The sequence below is a fragment of the Streptomyces sp. NPDC000229 genome, from assembly GCF_040300825.1.
Classification (GTDB): domain Bacteria; phylum Actinomycetota; class Actinomycetes; order Streptomycetales; family Streptomycetaceae; genus Streptomyces.
In genome coordinates this window covers 1-15062 of the sequence record NZ_JBEPEL010000028.1, presented here as the reverse complement: position 1 = coordinate 15062, position 15062 = coordinate 1, and the positions used below count along the sequence as shown (strand labels likewise).

Genomic DNA, 15062 nt, shown 5'->3' with positions numbered 1-15062 from the left:
CGGTGGGGGCACTCCCACGTGCCGGTACGTCAGGCGGCGGCCGGGACGGTCACCTTCTGCTCGGCGTCGCGTACGCCGTACGCGTCGTCGTCGATCGGGGAGGACGACGCCGCGTTGTACGCGTCGTGGTCCAGGATCTTCTCGCGGGCGGCGACGACGACCGGGACGAGCGCCTGGCCGGCGACGTTCGTAGCCGTACGCATCATGTCCAGGATCGGGTCGATGGCCATCAGCAGGCCGACGCCCTCCAGCGGCAGGCCCAGCGTGGAGAGGGTCAGCGTGAGCATGACCGTGGCGCCGGTGAGGCCCGCGGTGGCGGCGGAGCCGATCACCGAGACGAAGGCGATCAGCAGGTAGTCGCCGATGCCCAGCTGGACGTCGAAGATCTGCGCGATGAAGATCGCGGCGAGCGCCGGGTAGATCGCGGCGCAGCCGTCCATCTTCGTCGTGGCGCCGAACGGCACGGCGAAGGAGGTGTACTCCTTCGGCACGCCGAGGCGCTCGGTGACCTTGACCGTGACCGGCATGGTGCCGACGGACGAGCGGGAGACGAAGGCCAGCTGGATCGCGGGCCAGGCGCCCTTGAAGAACTGGACCGGGTTGACCTTGGCGACGGTCGCCAGCAGCAGCGGGTAGACGCCGAAGAGGACCAGCGCGCAGCCGATGTAGACGTCGGCGGTGAAGGTGGCGTACTTGCCGATCAGGTCCCAGCCGTACTCGGCGATGGCGTAGCCGATGAGGCCGACGGTGCCGACCGGGGCGAGGCGGATGACCCACCACAGGGCCTTCTGGAGCAGCTCCAGGACCGACTCGCTCAGGGTGAGGATCGGCTGGGCCTTCTCACCGAGCTTCAGCGCGGCGATACCGGCGACGGCGGCCATGAAGACGATCTGGAGAACGTTCAGCTCGGTGAAGGGCGTGATGACGTCCGTCGGGATGATGCCGGTGAGGAAGTCCAGCCAGGAGCCGGCCTTCTCGGGCAGCTTGCCGTCCTTCGGGGTCAGGCCGGTGCCCGCGCCCGGGTTGGTGAGCAGGCCGATCACCAGACCGATGGCCACGGCGATCAGCGACGTGATCATGAACCAGAGCAGGGTGCGGGTGGCCAGCCGGGCCGCGTTGTTGACCTTCCGCAGGTTGGTGATGGACACCAGGATCGCGAAGAAGACGAGCGGGGCGACGGCCAGCTTCAGCAGCTGGACGAAGATGTGGCCGACCTTGTCGAGCGTGGTGTGCAGCCACTGCACGTCATAGGTGCGGGTGACCCAGCCGAGGACGACGCCGAGGACGAGACCGGCGACGATCTGGGCCCAGAAGGGCACCTTGGGTATGCGGGACAAGCGCTCAGCGGGGGTTTCGGTGCTCGCGGACGCGGACACGGACACACTCCAGTGGTACGTATCGGGGAATACGGGACGGGGTGCGGCGCACACGCCATTCCGGCGGCGCCGCTGCATGATGCCGGGTCAGATTTCGCGGCAACAGACCGCGGACATACAGCGGCAGAGGTCGACATGCAGGCGCGCCACGAGCGGGATGCTCATGGCGTCGGCTTCGGGGCGCACTGCTGTCTTCACGCCGAACACGTTAACACTTGAACTTTGAGGACCTCAAAGCACTTCTTTGGGGGCACGGGGCGCCGGAACGCCAACACCCCCGTGCGAAGCGCGGCTTCGGCACGGGGGTGCGGGAGATGCGTGAGCTACCTCACTGGACGGTGCTGTCCTCGCGGGTGCGGTTGGCCTCCAGACGGGCCTTGGCGCTGTCGACCTTCTCGACGATCTGCGCGGACATCGCGTCACGCTGCTTGCGCAGCAGGACGAAGCTGAGGGGCGCCGAGATGACGATCGACAGGAGCAGCACCCACAGGAGGTTGGAGTCCCCGAGGCCACGCGGCAGCACACCGACGTACACCAGACCCCACAGGGTGAGGAAGCAGCCGGCGAAAATGCCCAGGCGCATGAGGGTGTACCGGATCGTGGCGCTCGTGCTGGGAGCAGCGGACACGGCGGGGCCTTCTTCCTTCGTATTCCTTCGTACGGCGTTCCTGCCCGTCTAGTGAAGCACGTGAGGAATCGATCAATTCAGGGGGTGAGCGGCAGATACATGATGATGTCGTCGCGGTCGTCACCGTCGGTGACGCGGATCGCGTCCGGGATGCGTCCGACCTCCTTGTAGCCGCACGAGCCGTAGAACCGGTCGACGCCGGTGCCGCCGCGGCAGGTGAGCCGGATCGCCTCGATGCCGTCGATGCCGCGTACCGCGGCCTCCGTCGCGGCCATGAGGTCGCGGCCGTACCCCTTGCCCTGGTGACGGGGGTGGACCATCACGGTGTAGAGCCACACCCAGTGCTTCATCAGGCGGTGCGTGTTGTGCGTGATGAAGGCCGTGGCGGCGACGGCGCCGTCCTCGTCGCGGCCGACGAGGAGGCGGGTGCGGCCCTCGGTGATGGCGGTGAGGTGCTTGACCCACTCCGGGCGGATGTCGTCCGGGGTGACGGGCGGGACGAAGCCGACGGAGCCGCCCGCGTTGGAGACGTCCGTCCACAGGGCGAGGACGCCGTCGCGGAGGGCAGAGTCGATCTGCGGGTCCAGTTCGAAGTTCAACGGCATGCGTTCGACGATAAACGGCTCAGCGCAGGGCCTGTGCGGCTATCCGCAGGTCGGACACCAGGCCCCCGTAGACCGCCTCGCGGTCGTCGGCACGCAGCACCGCCGAGGGGTGGATGGTCGCGACCAGGCACTCGCCGCGCTCCTCGTGGCCGGGGAACGGCAGCAGCATGCCACGCTGCCTGGTGACCCGGAACGACGAGCCGAGCAGGGCCTTCCCGGCCGTGGCGCCGAGGGCGACGATCACCGCGGGGTCGACGAGCCGCAGCTCGGCCTCCAGCCACGGCTTGCAGGCGGTCATCTCGCGGAGGCTGGGCGACTTGTGGATACGGCGCTTGCCGCGTTCGGGGACGACCTCGAACTTGAAGTGCTTGACGGCGTTGGTGACGTAGGTGTCGCCCGGCTCGATCCCGGCCTCGTCCAGCGCCCGGGTGAGCACCTTCCCGGCCGGCCCGACGAACGGCGCGCCCTGCCGGTCCTCCTGGTCGCCCGGCTGCTCGCCGACCAGCATGACCCGCCCGTGGGGGTTCCCGGCGCCGAACACCGTCCGGGTCGCGTCCCGGTGCAGCGGGCACCCCCGGCACCCGGCGGCCGCCTCGCGCAGCGCCTCGATACCGGCCGCCTCCGGCACGAAGGGTTCGGCGGTGTACGCCTCCTCGGGGGCCTGGGTACCAGCCATGGCCCCCGGGTACCCCGGGGGCGGCGGGAAAACGCCGCTGTGGGGCGTCCCGCGGCGACCACGGGCGCACCGCCCACCCGGACAGCCGCCGACGAGCCCCCGGCGCAGGGCGCCCCGTGCGGGGCGCCCGCCTCAGACGCGCATCGGCTGGGGCGACTCGCGGCGGTCGGGGTCCGGGCCCGGGTACTCGCGGATGATCTCGTAGCGGGTGTTGCGCTCCACCGGACGGAAACCGGCGTCGCGGATCAGCTCCAGCAGATCGTCGCGGCCCAGCTTGTTCGGCGTGCCGTAGTTGTCCGCGTCATGCGTGATCTTGTACTCGACGACCGAGCCGTCCATGTCGTCCGCACCGTGCTGGAGCGCCAGCTGCGCGGTCTGCACGCCGTGCATGACCCAGAAGACCTTGACGTGCGGGACGTTGTCGAACAGCAGCCGGGAGACCGCGAAGGTCTTCAGCGCCTCCGCGCCGGTCGCCATCGTCGTCCGCGCCTGCAGCCGGTTGCGGATCTTGCCGTCCTGCATGTCCACGAAGTCGTGCTGGTAGCGCAGCGGGATGAAGACCTGGAAGCCGCCGGTCTCGTCCTGCAGCTCCCGCAGCCGCAGCACGTGGTCCACCCGGTGCCGGGGCTCCTCGATGTGCCCGTACAGCATCGTGCACGGGGTCTTCAGGCCCTTCTCGTGCGCGAGGCGGTGGATCCGGGACCAGTCCTCCCAGTGGGTGCGGTGGTCCACGATGTGCTGGCGCACTTCCCAGTCGAAGATCTCCGCGCCACCGCCGGTCAGCGACTCCAGACCGGCCTCGATCAGCTCGTCGAGGATCTCCGAGGCCGACAGCCCGGAGATCGTCTCGAAGTGGTGGATCTCGGTGGCGGTGAAGGCCTTCAGCGAGACGTTCGGCAGCGCCTTCTTCAGCTCGCTGAGCGAACGCGGGTAGTAGCGCCACGGCAGGTTGGGGTGGAGCCCGTTGACGATGTGCAGCTCGGTGAGGTTCTCGTTCTCCATCGCCTTGGCGAGGCGGACGGCTTCCTCGATGCGCATGGTGTACGCGTCCTTCTCGCCCGGCTTGCGCTGGAACGAGCAGTAGGCGCACGACGCGGTGCAGACGTTCGTCATGTTCAGGTGCCGGTTGACGTTGAAGTGCACCACGTCGCCGTTCTTGCGCGTCCGCACCTCGTGGGCGAGGCCACCGAGCCAGGCCAGGTCGTCCGACGCGTACAGAGCGATACCGTCCTCGCGGGTCAGCCGCTCCCCGGACCGGACCTTCTCCTCCAGCTCGCGCTTGAGCCCCGCGTCCATGACGCCTCCCATACGTGTGTCAATCGGGCTCCCCCACCGTACGCCTACGGTTCTTCCGGCAGGTCGCCGACCCGGTTCTCCCACTTCGTGGAGAGCACGATCGTCGTCCGGGTGCGGGAGACGCCCTTCGTGCCGGAGAGCCGGCGGATGGTCTTCTCCAGGCCGTCCACGTCGCTCGCCCGCACCTTGAGCATGAACGAGTCGTCACCGGCGATGAACCAGCAGTCCTCGATCTCGGCCAGGTCCCGCAGCCGGCGCGCCACGTCCTCGTGGTCGGCGGCGTCGGAGAGGGAGATGCCGATCAGCGCCGTGACGCCGAGGCCGAGGGAGGCGGAGTCGACGGTGGCGCGGTAGCCGGTGATGACGCCGGCCGCTTCCAGGCGGTTGATGCGGTCGGTGACGGAGGGCCCGGAGAGCCCGACGAGCCGGCCGAGCTCGGCGTACGAGGCCCTGCCGTTCTCGCGAAGGGCCTGGATGAGCTGCCTATCCACGGCGTCCATATACCTGAAGCCTTCCATTATTCAGCAACACAGCATGTTTGATTGTAGAATCAAAGGCACACAGGGCCAATACCCTGTGAATCTTTCGGATGATCAAAGACGATCCGTCAGGAGATGCCACTCATCGTGTACACGATCGAGATGGCCTGCGCCCACATGCGCGCGCTGCACGGGCCGGCCAACCGCTCGCGTGCCCGCCGGCCGGCCGCCGCGCACCGGGCCGACCGCGTGTCCGCGCCCCGCCGCACCACGCCGAGAGGCGCTAGTCCCCACGCGCGCCCCCGCCCAGCTGCCCCTTCCAGCGGCGGTACAGCCGGTGCGGCACACCCGCCGCGTCCAGCACCCGCCCCGCGACGAAGTCCACCAGGTCCTGGATGTGCGTCGCGCCCGCGTAGAACGCCGGAGAGGCGGGCAGCACCACCGCGCCCGCCTCGTCCAGCGCCACCAGGTGCTTGAGCGTCTGGCCGTTCAGCGGGGTCTCCCGCACCGCGACCACCAGCGGGCGGCGCTCCTTCAGCGTCACGCTCGCCGCCCGCTGCAGCAGGTCCTTCGACAGACCGAGCGCCACGCCCGCCACGCAGGCGGTGGACGCGGGCACGATCAGCATCCCCTTGACGGGGTACGACCCCGACGACGGCCCCGCCGCCAGGTCACCCGCCGCCCAGTGCCGTACGTCCGACACGTCCACCTGATACGCGCCGGGCTTCCCGTCCGCGCCCCGCGACAGCCACTCGGTGAGGTCCTCGCGCCAGTGGGCGTCCCGGAAGGCGATCCCGGTCTCGTCCAGCAGCGTCAGCCGCGACGCCCGGGACACCACCAGATCGACGCTCTCCCCGGCAGCGAGCAGCCCGCGCAGCACGGCGGCGGCGTACGGGGTCCCTGACGCCCCCGACACCCCGACGACCCACGGACGACGCTGCGTTTCTACCGGCTCCACGCAGCTGAGCCTATCCGGCCGGGCAGGTACCGGACCGGCCGGTACGGAACCGATCAAGGTGCCCCGGACGTTTCCGGGGGAGACGTGCGACACCACAGGGGGCCGCCATGGCAGGAACGACAAGGGGCGACGTCACCGGCCGGAGGACCGGCGCCGGCCGGGTCAAGGCGGCCGCCGCGCTGATGGGCGCGTGGGTGGCGCTGCTGTGGCTGCTGGAGGCCGTGGACCTGGCGAGCGGGCACGCCCTGGACGCGTACGGCATCTCACCGCGCGAGGTGGTCGAGCTGCGCGACCTGGTCCCGGCGGCGTTCCTGCACTTCGGGTTCGGGCACGTGGCGGCGAACACCGTGCCGCTGCTGGTGTTCGGCTTCCTCGCCGCGCTCGGCGGCATCCGCCGCTTCCTGGCCGTCGCCGCGCTGATCGTGGTCGTCGACGGCCTGGGCGTCTGGCTGGTCTCCCCCGCGTACAGCGTCACCGCGGGCGCGTCGGGCCTGATCTTCGGGCTGTTCGGCTACCTGCTGGTGCGGGGCTTCGTGGACCACAAGCCGATGGACATCGTCGTCGGCCTGCTCATCGGCGCCGTCTGGGGCAGCACGATCCTGCTCGGCATCTCGCCCACGCAGTCGGGCGTCAGCTGGCAGGGCCACCTTTTCGGACTGCTCGCGGGCGTGGCGGCGGCCTTCGTCTTCCGCCGCCGGCGCCCGCGCGGTGCGGCGGCGCTCACGGTGTGAGGCCGCGCACCACCAGGTCGGTCAGCGCGCACAGGAAGAGCGCCACACCGATGAAGCCGTTCGTCGTGAAGAACGCCCGGTTCAGCCGGGACAGGTCGTGCGGGCGCACGATGGTGTGCTCGTAGACGAAGGCGACCACCACGATCACCAGGCCGGCCCAGAAGAACGCGCCCGCGCCGGTGACCAGGGCGTACCAGACCAGCAGCGCGGTCGTGACGGCATGGCAGGCGCGGGCGCCGTGGAGGGCCGCGGGGACGCCGAAGCGGGCCGGGACCGACTTCACCCCGTGGGCGCGGTCGGCCTGGACGTCCTGACAGGCGAAGATCAGGTCGAAGCCGCCGATCCAGACGCCCACGGCGAGGCCCAGGATCACCGCGTCCCAGGACCACTCCCCGGTGACCGCGATCCACGCGCCGACCGGACCCATCGCCTGCGCGAGGCCCAGGATGGCGTGCGGGAAGTTCGTGAACCTCTTCCCGTACGGATAGACCACCATCGGGACGACCGCGACCGGCGCGAGCGCCAGGCACAGCGGGTTCAGCAGGGCGGCCGCGCCGAGGAACGCCACCAGGGCCACCAGCGCCCCGGTCCAGGCCGTGCGGACGGACACGGCGCCGGTGACCAGCTCGCGGCCCGCCGTGCGCGGGTTACGGGCGTCGATCTCGCGGTCGATGATCCGGTTGCAGGCCATCGCGAAGGTACGCAGGCCCACCATCGCGACGGTGACCAGGAGCAGCTCCACCCAGTGGACGGTCCCGTCGTCCTGGTACATCGCGGTGAGCGAGGCGATGTACGCGAAGGGCAGCGCGAAGACCGAGTGCTCGATGAGCACCAGGCGCAGGAAGGCCTTCACCTTCCCGGCAGGCCGCGGCACGGCGGACGCGGACGCCGAGGCGGACGCGGTCACAGCCCGTACTCCTTCCAGCGGCGGTCGACCAGCGCCGCCGTGGCCGGGTCGGACTCGACCATGTCGGGCCAGCCGCCGTCACGGGTGTAACCCTCCTCGGGCCACTTCTTCGTGGCGTCGATGCCCGCCTTGCCGCCCCAGAACTGCTGGTACGACGCGTGGTCCAGGTGGTCGACCGGTCCCTCGACGACCGTCAGGTCGCGGGCGTAGTCGGTGTTGCCGAGGGCCCGCCAGGACACCTCGTGCAGGTTGCGGACGTCGCAGTCGGCGTCGACGATCACGATCAGCTTGGTCAGCGACATCATGTGGGCGCCCCAGATGGCGTGCATGACCTTCTGCGCGTGCTTCGGGTACTTCTTGTCGATCGAGACGATCGCGCAGTTGTGGAAGCCGCCCGACTCCGGCAGGTGGTAGTCCACGATGTCCGGGACGATGATCTTGAGCAGGGGGAGGAAGAACCGTTCCGTCGCCCGGCCCAGCGGGCCGTCCTCCGTCGGCGGGCGGCCCACCACGATCGACTGGAGCAGCGGACGCTTCCGCATCGTCACGCAGTCGATCTTCAGCGCGGGGAACGGCTCCTGCGGGGTGTAGAAGCCGGTGTGGTCGCCGAACGGACCCTCCGGGAGCATCTCGCCGGGCTCCAGCCAGCCCTCCAGGACGACCTCCGCCTGCGCCGGGACCTGGAGCGGCACGGTCTTGCAGTCGACCATCTCGATCCGCTTGCCCTGGAGGAAGCCGGCGAACAGGTACTCGTCGATGTCCTCGGGCAGCGGCGCGGTCGAGGCGTACGTCACCGCCGGCGGCGCCCCGAACGCGATCGCGACCGGCAGCCGCTCCCCGCGCCGGGCGGCGACCTGGTAGTGGTTGCGGCTGTCCTTGTGGATCTGCCAGTGCATGCCGATGGTGCGCTTGTCGTGGCGCTGGAGCCGGTACAGCCCGAGGTTGCGGATGCCGTTCTCGGGGTGCCGCGTGTGGGTCAGGCCCAGGTTGAAGAACGACCCGCCGTCCTTGGGCCAGGTGAAGAGCGCGGGGAGCTTGTCCAGGTCGACGTCGTCACCGGTGAGGACGACCTCCTGCACCGGGCCGTCCTTGACCTTCTTCGGCGGCACGTGCGTCATCGCGCCCAGCTTGCCGAAGGCCTCGCGCACGCCCACGAAGCCGTGCGGCAGCTCCGGCTTCAGCAGCCCGCCGATCTTCGCGCTGATCTCGTCGTACGACTTCAGGCCCAGGGCCTTCAGCAGCCGGCGGTCCGTCCCGAAGACGTTCATCGCGAGGGGCATCGAGGAGCCGCGGACGTTCTCGAAGAGGAGGGCCGGGCCGCCGGACTTCTGGACCCGGTCGACGATCTCCCCGATCTCCAGATACGGGTCGACTTCGGCCTTGATGCGCTTGAGGTCGCCTTCGCGCTCCAGCGCCCTGAGCAGCGAGCGAAGATCGTCGTAAGCCATAGGGCCCAGTATCGGTCACCGGCTACGCTGGGCTTGTCACCGGGGCTGACCAAACGCGGCCCGCCAATGCTTCCAGGGGGCTGTCCCACATGCTCAGGGCACTGCTGTACATCCTGCCGCTGGCGCTGACGATCTACGCGTTCATCGACTGCCTGAACACCCCCGAGGACGAGGCCAAGCACCTCCCGAAGGTGGCCTGGATCTTCATCATCCTGCTCTTCTGGATCGTCGGCCCGATCGTCTGGTTCGCCGCCGGCAAGCTGCGCCACGCCCCGGCCGGTGGCCGCACCCCCGGCGAGTGGCACCGCAACCACCGCACGGAATGGGTCGCGCCGGACGACAACCCCGAGTTCCTGAAGTCCCTCCGTGACGAGAACAAGAAGGACGAGTCGCTCCTGAAGGACTGGGAGGCCGACCTGCGCCGCCGCGAGGAAGAGCTCAAGAAGAAGGACACGGACGAGCAGCAGGACGGCGGCGACACCGGCCCCGAGAAGTCCTGACCCGCTTGGGGACACGGCTCCGGTGACCTTCGCGGAAGGCCACCGGCGTCCTCGGCTTCACCGCAGGCCGCCGCCGAGCCGAAGGTACGCCCGGCCCGGCGTGACCAGCGGTCTCCGGCCGACGGAGGCGGGTGAGCGGCTGCACCCTGTCCGCCCGGCGCTCCATGAGCCAGTGGGGCGTCCCGCCGATGGGCCCATCGGCGCCACCGGTGCCGTGTCGGTGCCCAAGGCGGGGAAGGGTACCTCCCATGGACGACAAGCAGCAGGCACGGCGGTGGCTGGAGACGGCCGTCGCCGAGGCGCGCGCCGGGCTCGCCGAGGGCGGGATCCCCATCGGGGCCGCCCTGTACGGGGCGGACGGCAGGCTCCTCGGGCGGGGGCGCAACCGGCGCGTACAGGACGGCGATCCGTCCACGCACGCGGAGACGGCCGCGTTCCGGGCGGCCGGGCGGCAGCGGTCGTACCGGGGGACGACCATGGTGACCACGCTGTCGCCGTGCTGGTACTGCAGCGGACTGGTGCGGCAGTTCGGGATCTCGCGGGTGGTGATCGGCGAGGCGGAGACGTTCCACGGCGGCCACGGCTGGCTCGCGGAGCACGGCGTGGAGGTGGTGCTGCTCGACGACCCGGCGTGCGTCGCCATGATGCGCGACTTCATCGAGGAACACCCGGCGCTCTGGAACGAGGACATCGGTGATGAGTGAACGACGACGGATTCCCACCATCGACCTGGCGCCGTGGCTGTCCGGTGACCCCGACGCCCGCGCCGCCACCGCGCGCACCGTGGACCGGGCGCTGTGCACCGCCGGGTTCCTGCTGGTGACCGGGCACGGAGTCGATCCGGGGCTGCGGGCGGCGATCCGGCGGGAGGCGCGCGCGTTCTTCCACCTGGACGCCCGGCTGAAGGAGCCCTACGCCGTGAAGGTCGGCGGGCGCGGCTGGCTCGGGCCGGGCGCGGAGGCCAACGCGTACGCGGAGGGGACGCAGAGCCCCCCGGACCTGAAGGAGTCGCTGTCGTTCGCGTCCCACGAGCCGACCGGCGACCCGGCGGTGGACGCGGAGTGGTTCCTGCCCAACACCTGGCCCGCCGAGGTGCCGGGGCTGAGGCCCCTGGTGGAGGAGTACCTGGCGCGGATGCGGGAGCTGTCGGACCGGCTGCTCCAGCTGCTGGGCGTGGCGCTCGGCGAGGGCGAGGACTTCTTCACCCGGCACACCGCTCACCCCACCTGGGGCTTCAACATCAACTGGTACCCGGGGCGGGACGTGCTCGGGGAGCCGGAGCCGGGCCAGTTCCGGATCGGGCCGCACACCGACTTCGGGACGGTGACCCTGCTCGACCGGCAGGCGGGCAGGGGCGGGCTCCAGGTGTTCACCGACGAGGGCGGCTGGGAGGACGCCCCGTACGACCCGGACGCCTTCACCGTCAACATCGGCGACCTGATGGCCTTCTGGACCGGCGGGCGCTGGCGCTCGGGCCGCCACCGGGTGCTGCCGCCGCCCGCGGACGTGCCGTCCGAGGAGCTGATGTCGCTGGTGTACTTCTACGAGTGCGATCCCGGCACGGACGTCAGGGGCACCGACTCGCACGCGTACCTGCGCGCGCAGCTTGATGCGATCACGACTGAATGACGGTTCGCCCGACCCCTCACGCGGCCAACGGTTCGAAAGTAACCTTGACTTGACGCTGAGTCACGGGGGGTGGCGGTGGACAGAGCGCTGTACGGCCGCGAGGCGGTCCTGGACGAGTACGGTCTGGCCGCACGGCTGACCGGCATCACTCCGTACAGCTTCGCCCCCGCCGGGTACGAGCACGGTGACGATCCGCCCGTCACCGTCTTCACCGGCGGCCGCGGCATGGGCAAGACCGCGCTGCTCAAGCAGATCCGCAACGCCTACCGGGGCGGCACCCCGCTCGCCCTGCTGGACTGCGCGCACATCGAGCCGCCCCTCGACCACGGGCCCGGCTGGAACCCCCTGACGGGCGCGCTGGCGGAGCTGGCCGTGCAGTTGTCGCCGAGGGTGCTCACGGCGAAGCCGGTGGAGTTCCCGCGCCTCGCCCTGGGCCTGGCGGCGGTCGCGGTCACCGGCTGGTCGCAGGAGGACGACGACCGGGCGCGGCGGGACCTCCAGCGCCTCGGCCCGGTCCTCGCGACCGTCGACGAGGCCAAGGGCGCGGCCGGTACGTGGGTCTCCAAGGTGCTGGCCAAGCTGGCCGCCACGGCCGCGGAGTCGACGGCGCCGCTCGCCGGGTTGCTGGCCGAGGCGACGGTGGAGACGGTCATGGAGGAGGTGTTCGGCCGCTCCCAGCGCAAGTCCAGGGCCTGGTACGGCTCGTACCGCAATGCGGGCGGCCGGGGCGAGCTGGGGCTGCACCAGCTCGCCGTCGACTTCGAGCGCGGCGGACGCCGCCAGGAGGAGGCGGAAGGATTCCTGGTCGGCGCGCTGGTGGAGGACGTACGCCAGGCGTACGTGGGCCTCACCCGGCGCGGAACGCGGCGCGGCCGCCCGGTCGTCCTGCTGGACAACGCCCACCTCCCGCTCGGCCGGCGCCTGGTCGAACCGGTCCTGCGGGACCGCAGCGCCGGCAGCCGCGACCAGCTCGTCATCGTCGCCTCGTCGCGGGACGGCGACCACGAGGGGCTGCGCCGGGCGACCCGGAAGCGGCTGCCGGAGGTCGCGCACAAGGCGGGCTGGGAGCGGGGCGCGGACATCACGTCGGGCATCCTCGCCGTGGAGCTGACCCCGCTGAGCGCGGCGCACACCCGGGCCGTGTTCGACCGGTACGACCCGGAGGGGTGCGCCCCGGCCGACCTGTCGCGGGCGGTCCACCGGCTGACGGGCGGGCGGCCGCTGGCGGTGGCGCTGCTCGGGCGGGCGGCGGGCGGGGTGCCGGCGGGCAGCCGCGGCGGGCTCACGCCGGGTGCGCTGCTGGACCTGACGGTGGAGTTGCGCGAGGACTCCGCCGCCGTACCGGTCGCGGACACCCTGCTGGGCGAGCTGCTGCCGCCGGGGGTGCGCCCGGACGTGGCCGCCGTGCTGGCCGCCGCCCACGACGAGGAGTCGGCCCGCGTGCTGGCCCGCACCCGGCTGCGCGGCGCGTCGGCGGAGGGTGACATGGCGCTGCTGGTGCGGGACGCGCTGCGGGCGGACGGCTGGCCCGAGGGGGGCGGGCACTTCGTGGCCGACCCGTTGCTGCGGGCCCTGCTGCTGCACCGGCTGCGCTTCCACGACGCCGACCCGCCCGCGCACGCCGCGTGGCGCGCGGTCCACGAGACGCTGCACCGCCACTACGGCCCCGGCCCGGCGCCCGACCGGCTCCGGCAGGACCTGGCGCTCGGCCGGACCGAGGAGGCGGTGACCGAGCTGCGGCTGACGTTCCCCGGCCCGGACGTGCCGGGCTGGCTGGACCGGCTGCGGGTCGTCGCCTCCGCCCCGTACCCCCGCGAACACCGGCACACCGGTCCCGATCCGCGCCGCGCGGTGGCGCTCGGCGAGGACCCGGGCGGCCCGCTGCCGGACGGGCTGGACGCGGACGCCACGGCACTGCACCTGGGGCTGCGGCGGCTGCTGCACGCGGTGTGGTTGCTGACCGACCCGCTGGCGCTGCCCGACGACGACGTGGTGGACAAGCTGGTGCACGAGCTGCGCCAGCTGTCCGGCCGGCACCTGACCGGCACCAGCACGCTGTGGGACGCGGCCACCCACTGGCCGAGGGACATCCGTGCCTGGCGGGGCCTCACGGTCCCCCCGGGCCGGGAGGACGGAGTCTGACGTGCCCAATCCACTCCGCTACCGGGTCTTCTACACCACCCGGCAGAAAATCGTCACCAGCGTGCTGGTGCTGGCGCTGCTGGCCTGGGGCACGGTCTACGCCGTCGGCCGGCTGACCACCCCGGAGGACCGCTCCTGCGCCCCGGGGGTCGTGCGCCCGGTGGGCGGTGACGAGTGCGTCGGGGTCTCCGGTGACGGCTTCGACTTCGAGGTACCGGCTCTGAAGGACGTCACCGGGGCCATCGCCGAGGAGAACAGGAAGCTGAGGGCGGGCGAGTACGCCACGGTGGCGCTGCTGCTGCCGCTGACCTCCACGAGCCCGTCGATGCGGACCAAGATCCTGCACGAGGTGCAGGGCGCGTTCGCCCAGCAGTACGAGGCCAACAACAAGTCCAACAACCAGGTCCCCAAGATCCGGCTGGTCCTGGCCAACACCGGCAACGGCAACGCCCACTGGCGCACGGCCGTGGCCGCCCTGAAGGCGATGACCGGCGCGCCCCACCACCTGCGCGCGGTGTCCGGCATAGCGACCAGCAGCGCCCCCGTCCGGCAGGCGGTGGCCGAGCTGACCGGTGCGGGCATCGCGGTCGTCGGCACCACCATCACCGCCGACGACCTCACCAACGGGCCCGGCAGGAAGCCCTTCCCGGGCCTGGCGCGGGTCTCCCCCACCAACAGCGACGAGGCCGAGGCGCTGTCCCACTTCGGCAGGGTGAACGCGGCGAAGGCGATCCTCGTCCATGACGCCCGCGACGGCGACCACTACACGGACACCCTGAAGGCCGCCTTCTCGAAGCTGCTGGCGAAGTCCCCCTACCAGCCGCAGCTGTTCACCTCGCCCAAGGACCCGACCCAGGAGGGGCCCACCGCCAACACGTTCCGGCAGATCGCCCACCTGCTGTGCACCACCCGCGCGGACACCGTGTTCTTCGCCGGGCGGCACACACAGCTGCGGCAGTTCATCAACGCGCTGGGCGCGCGCGGCTGTACGCACCGGCCGTTCACCGTGCTGACCGGCGACGAGGGCTCCTATCTGGGCGCGGACCCCCAGCTCGACCGGAACGCGCTCGGCAAGGGCCTGACCGTCCGCTACGCCGCGCTGGCCCATCCCGACGCCTGGCAGGAGGCCCCCGGCAGGACGCCCCCGAAGGCGGGCGGGTCACCGGCGGCGTACGAGCGGTTCCGCTCGATGATGGACGCGGTGGGCACGGCGGAGGTGGGCCCGGTGGGGCCGGTCGAGCTCTCCGACGGGCAGTCGATCATCGCGTACGACGCGCTGGCCACGGCCGTGCACGCGATCCGGCAGGCGACGGTCGAGGGCCGGCTGCCGCCCCTGGAGGACGTGGGACTCCAGTGGCCGCAGGTCACCGGGGACCTGCGGGTGAAGGGCGCGAGCGGCTGGATCTGCCTGGACAACCACGGCAATCCCTACAACAAGGCGGTGCCGGTGGTGGAGCTGACGCGGGACAAGCCCCGGTTCGTGCAGATCGCCTGGCCGGAGGGGAAACCCCCGACCGCCGAGTGCATGCCGCCCCGCACTCCGTAGCCCTAGGGCCTCTCGTTCGGATCTTGCTGGGCTCGTGACGCCTGGGCACCGCACCTCGCGGCGTTGTCGTCGGTCGCCAATGCTCCGCAGTGGCTCCTCCCCCTGCCTTCGGCGGGGGGACCCCCACCTCCGCCTTGCGAT

General features: G+C 71.4%; 15 protein-coding genes. 6 read left to right on the top strand and 9 right to left on the bottom strand.

All coding sequences use genetic code 11. From position 1 onward, the window contains the following. Positions 1-29: 29 nt before the first annotated feature. The 7 genes from ABT360_RS16350 to ABT360_RS16320 all read right to left on the bottom strand — a co-directional run bounded on the left by ABT360_RS16350 (position 30) and on the right by ABT360_RS16320 (position 6018). On the bottom strand, positions 30-1382 hold the full coding sequence (locus ABT360_RS16350) for a dicarboxylate/amino acid:cation symporter (protein ID WP_351815877.1): 1353 nt from the start codon (positions 1380-1382) through the stop codon (positions 30-32). Positions 1383-1704: 322 nt separating this feature from the next. Then, positions 1705-1959 carry a DUF4229 domain-containing protein gene (locus ABT360_RS16345; protein ID WP_444852252.1) on the bottom strand — a complete coding sequence of 85 codons (255 nt, stop codon included), beginning with the start codon at positions 1957-1959 and terminating at the stop codon, positions 1705-1707. Between the two features lie 122 nt (positions 1960-2081). Beyond that, positions 2082-2609 (bottom strand): GNAT family N-acetyltransferase, encoded by a 528-nt coding sequence (locus ABT360_RS16340; RefSeq protein ID WP_351815871.1) that lies wholly within the window; start codon positions 2607-2609, stop codon positions 2082-2084. 19 nt (positions 2610-2628) lie between these two features. Continuing rightward, entirely contained in the window at positions 2629-3285 is a 657-nt protein-coding gene (locus ABT360_RS16335) for a UdgX family uracil-DNA binding protein (RefSeq protein WP_351815868.1), read from the bottom strand. 132 nt (positions 3286-3417) lie between these two features. Continuing rightward, positions 3418-4581, bottom strand: coding sequence for an aminofutalosine synthase MqnE (gene mqnE, locus ABT360_RS16330; RefSeq protein WP_351815865.1), 1164 nt, complete (start codon positions 4579-4581; stop codon positions 3418-3420). A 44-nt stretch (positions 4582-4625) separates the two neighbouring features. Then, positions 4626-5081, bottom strand: coding sequence for an Lrp/AsnC family transcriptional regulator (locus ABT360_RS16325; protein WP_351815862.1), 456 nt, complete (start codon positions 5079-5081; stop codon positions 4626-4628). A gap of 262 nt (positions 5082-5343) precedes the next feature. Then, a complete protein-coding gene (locus ABT360_RS16320; RefSeq protein WP_351815859.1) occupies positions 5344-6018 on the bottom strand; it encodes a UbiX family flavin prenyltransferase in 675 nt (224 codons plus the stop codon). A 107-nt stretch (positions 6019-6125) separates the two neighbouring features. Between ABT360_RS16320 and ABT360_RS16315 the strand changes: the two genes are divergently transcribed. Continuing rightward, complete coding sequence (locus tag ABT360_RS16315) at positions 6126-6749, top strand: rhomboid family intramembrane serine protease (RefSeq protein WP_351815855.1); 624 nt, start codon at positions 6126-6128, stop codon at positions 6747-6749. On the opposite strand, the gene mqnP is transcribed toward ABT360_RS16315, so the two are convergent. Both mqnP and ABT360_RS16305 read right to left on the bottom strand, forming a co-directional pair. Continuing rightward, the gene (mqnP, locus tag ABT360_RS16310; protein ID WP_351815852.1) at positions 6739-7656 is read right to left on the bottom strand and encodes a menaquinone biosynthesis prenyltransferase MqnP; all 918 of its coding nucleotides are present in this window, start codon (positions 7654-7656) and stop codon (positions 6739-6741) included. The genes ABT360_RS16315 and mqnP overlap by 11 nt on opposite strands. After that, the gene (locus ABT360_RS16305; protein ID WP_351815849.1) at positions 7653-9104 is read right to left on the bottom strand and encodes a menaquinone biosynthesis decarboxylase; all 1452 of its coding nucleotides are present in this window, start codon (positions 9102-9104) and stop codon (positions 7653-7655) included. Before ABT360_RS16305 ends, mqnP begins: the two co-directional genes overlap by 4 nt. Positions 9105-9193: 89 nt before the next feature. On the opposite strand from ABT360_RS16305, the gene ABT360_RS16300 reads away from it, so the two are divergent. The 5 genes from ABT360_RS16300 to ABT360_RS16280 all read left to right on the top strand — a co-directional run bounded on the left by ABT360_RS16300 (position 9194) and on the right by ABT360_RS16280 (position 14921). Then, positions 9194-9604, top strand: a complete 411-nt coding sequence (locus ABT360_RS16300; protein ID WP_351815846.1) for a PLD nuclease N-terminal domain-containing protein — start codon at positions 9194-9196, stop codon at positions 9602-9604. 248 nt (positions 9605-9852) lie between these two features. Then, on the top strand, positions 9853-10308 hold the full coding sequence (locus ABT360_RS16295; protein ID WP_351815843.1) for a nucleoside deaminase: 456 nt from the start codon (positions 9853-9855) through the stop codon (positions 10306-10308). Continuing rightward, a complete protein-coding gene (locus ABT360_RS16290; protein WP_351815840.1) occupies positions 10301-11233 on the top strand; it encodes an isopenicillin N synthase family dioxygenase in 933 nt (310 codons plus the stop codon). Before ABT360_RS16295 ends, ABT360_RS16290 begins: the two co-directional genes overlap by 8 nt. A gap of 75 nt (positions 11234-11308) precedes the next feature. Next, positions 11309-13375: a hypothetical protein gene (locus ABT360_RS16285; protein ID WP_351815837.1), complete on the top strand. Its 2067-nt coding sequence runs from the start codon at positions 11309-11311 to the stop codon at positions 13373-13375. A 1-nt stretch (position 13376) separates the two neighbouring features. After that, complete coding sequence (locus ABT360_RS16280) at positions 13377-14921, top strand: ABC transporter substrate-binding protein (protein ID WP_351815835.1); 1545 nt, start codon at positions 13377-13379, stop codon at positions 14919-14921. Positions 14922-15062: the final 141 nt, after the last annotated feature.

Excerpts from the sequence above, each read along its gene's own strand:
- ABT360_RS16345 (WP_444852252.1), bottom strand. The coding sequence starts at position 1,959 with ATGCGCCTGGGCATTTTCGCCGGCTGCTTCCTCACCCTGTGGGGTCTG.
- ABT360_RS16340 (WP_351815871.1), bottom strand. The coding sequence starts at position 2,609 with ATGCCGTTGAACTTCGAACTGGACCCGCAGATCGACTCTGCCCTCCGC.
- ABT360_RS16335 (WP_351815868.1), bottom strand. The coding sequence starts at position 3,285 with ATGGCTGGTACCCAGGCCCCCGAGGAGGCGTACACCGCCGAACCCTTC.
- mqnE (WP_351815865.1), bottom strand. The coding sequence starts at position 4,581 with ATGGACGCGGGGCTCAAGCGCGAGCTGGAGGAGAAGGTCCGGTCCGGG.
- ABT360_RS16325 (WP_351815862.1), bottom strand. The coding sequence starts at position 5,081 with ATGGACGCCGTGGATAGGCAGCTCATCCAGGCCCTTCGCGAGAACGGC.
- ABT360_RS16315 (WP_351815855.1), top strand. The coding sequence starts at position 6,126 with ATGGCAGGAACGACAAGGGGCGACGTCACCGGCCGGAGGACCGGCGCC.
- ABT360_RS16305 (WP_351815849.1), bottom strand. The coding sequence starts at position 9,104 with ATGGCTTACGACGATCTTCGCTCGCTGCTCAGGGCGCTGGAGCGCGAA.
- ABT360_RS16300 (WP_351815846.1), top strand. The coding sequence starts at position 9,194 with ATGCTCAGGGCACTGCTGTACATCCTGCCGCTGGCGCTGACGATCTAC.
- ABT360_RS16295 (WP_351815843.1), top strand. The coding sequence starts at position 9,853 with ATGGACGACAAGCAGCAGGCACGGCGGTGGCTGGAGACGGCCGTCGCC.
- ABT360_RS16290 (WP_351815840.1), top strand. The coding sequence starts at position 10,301 with ATGAGTGAACGACGACGGATTCCCACCATCGACCTGGCGCCGTGGCTG.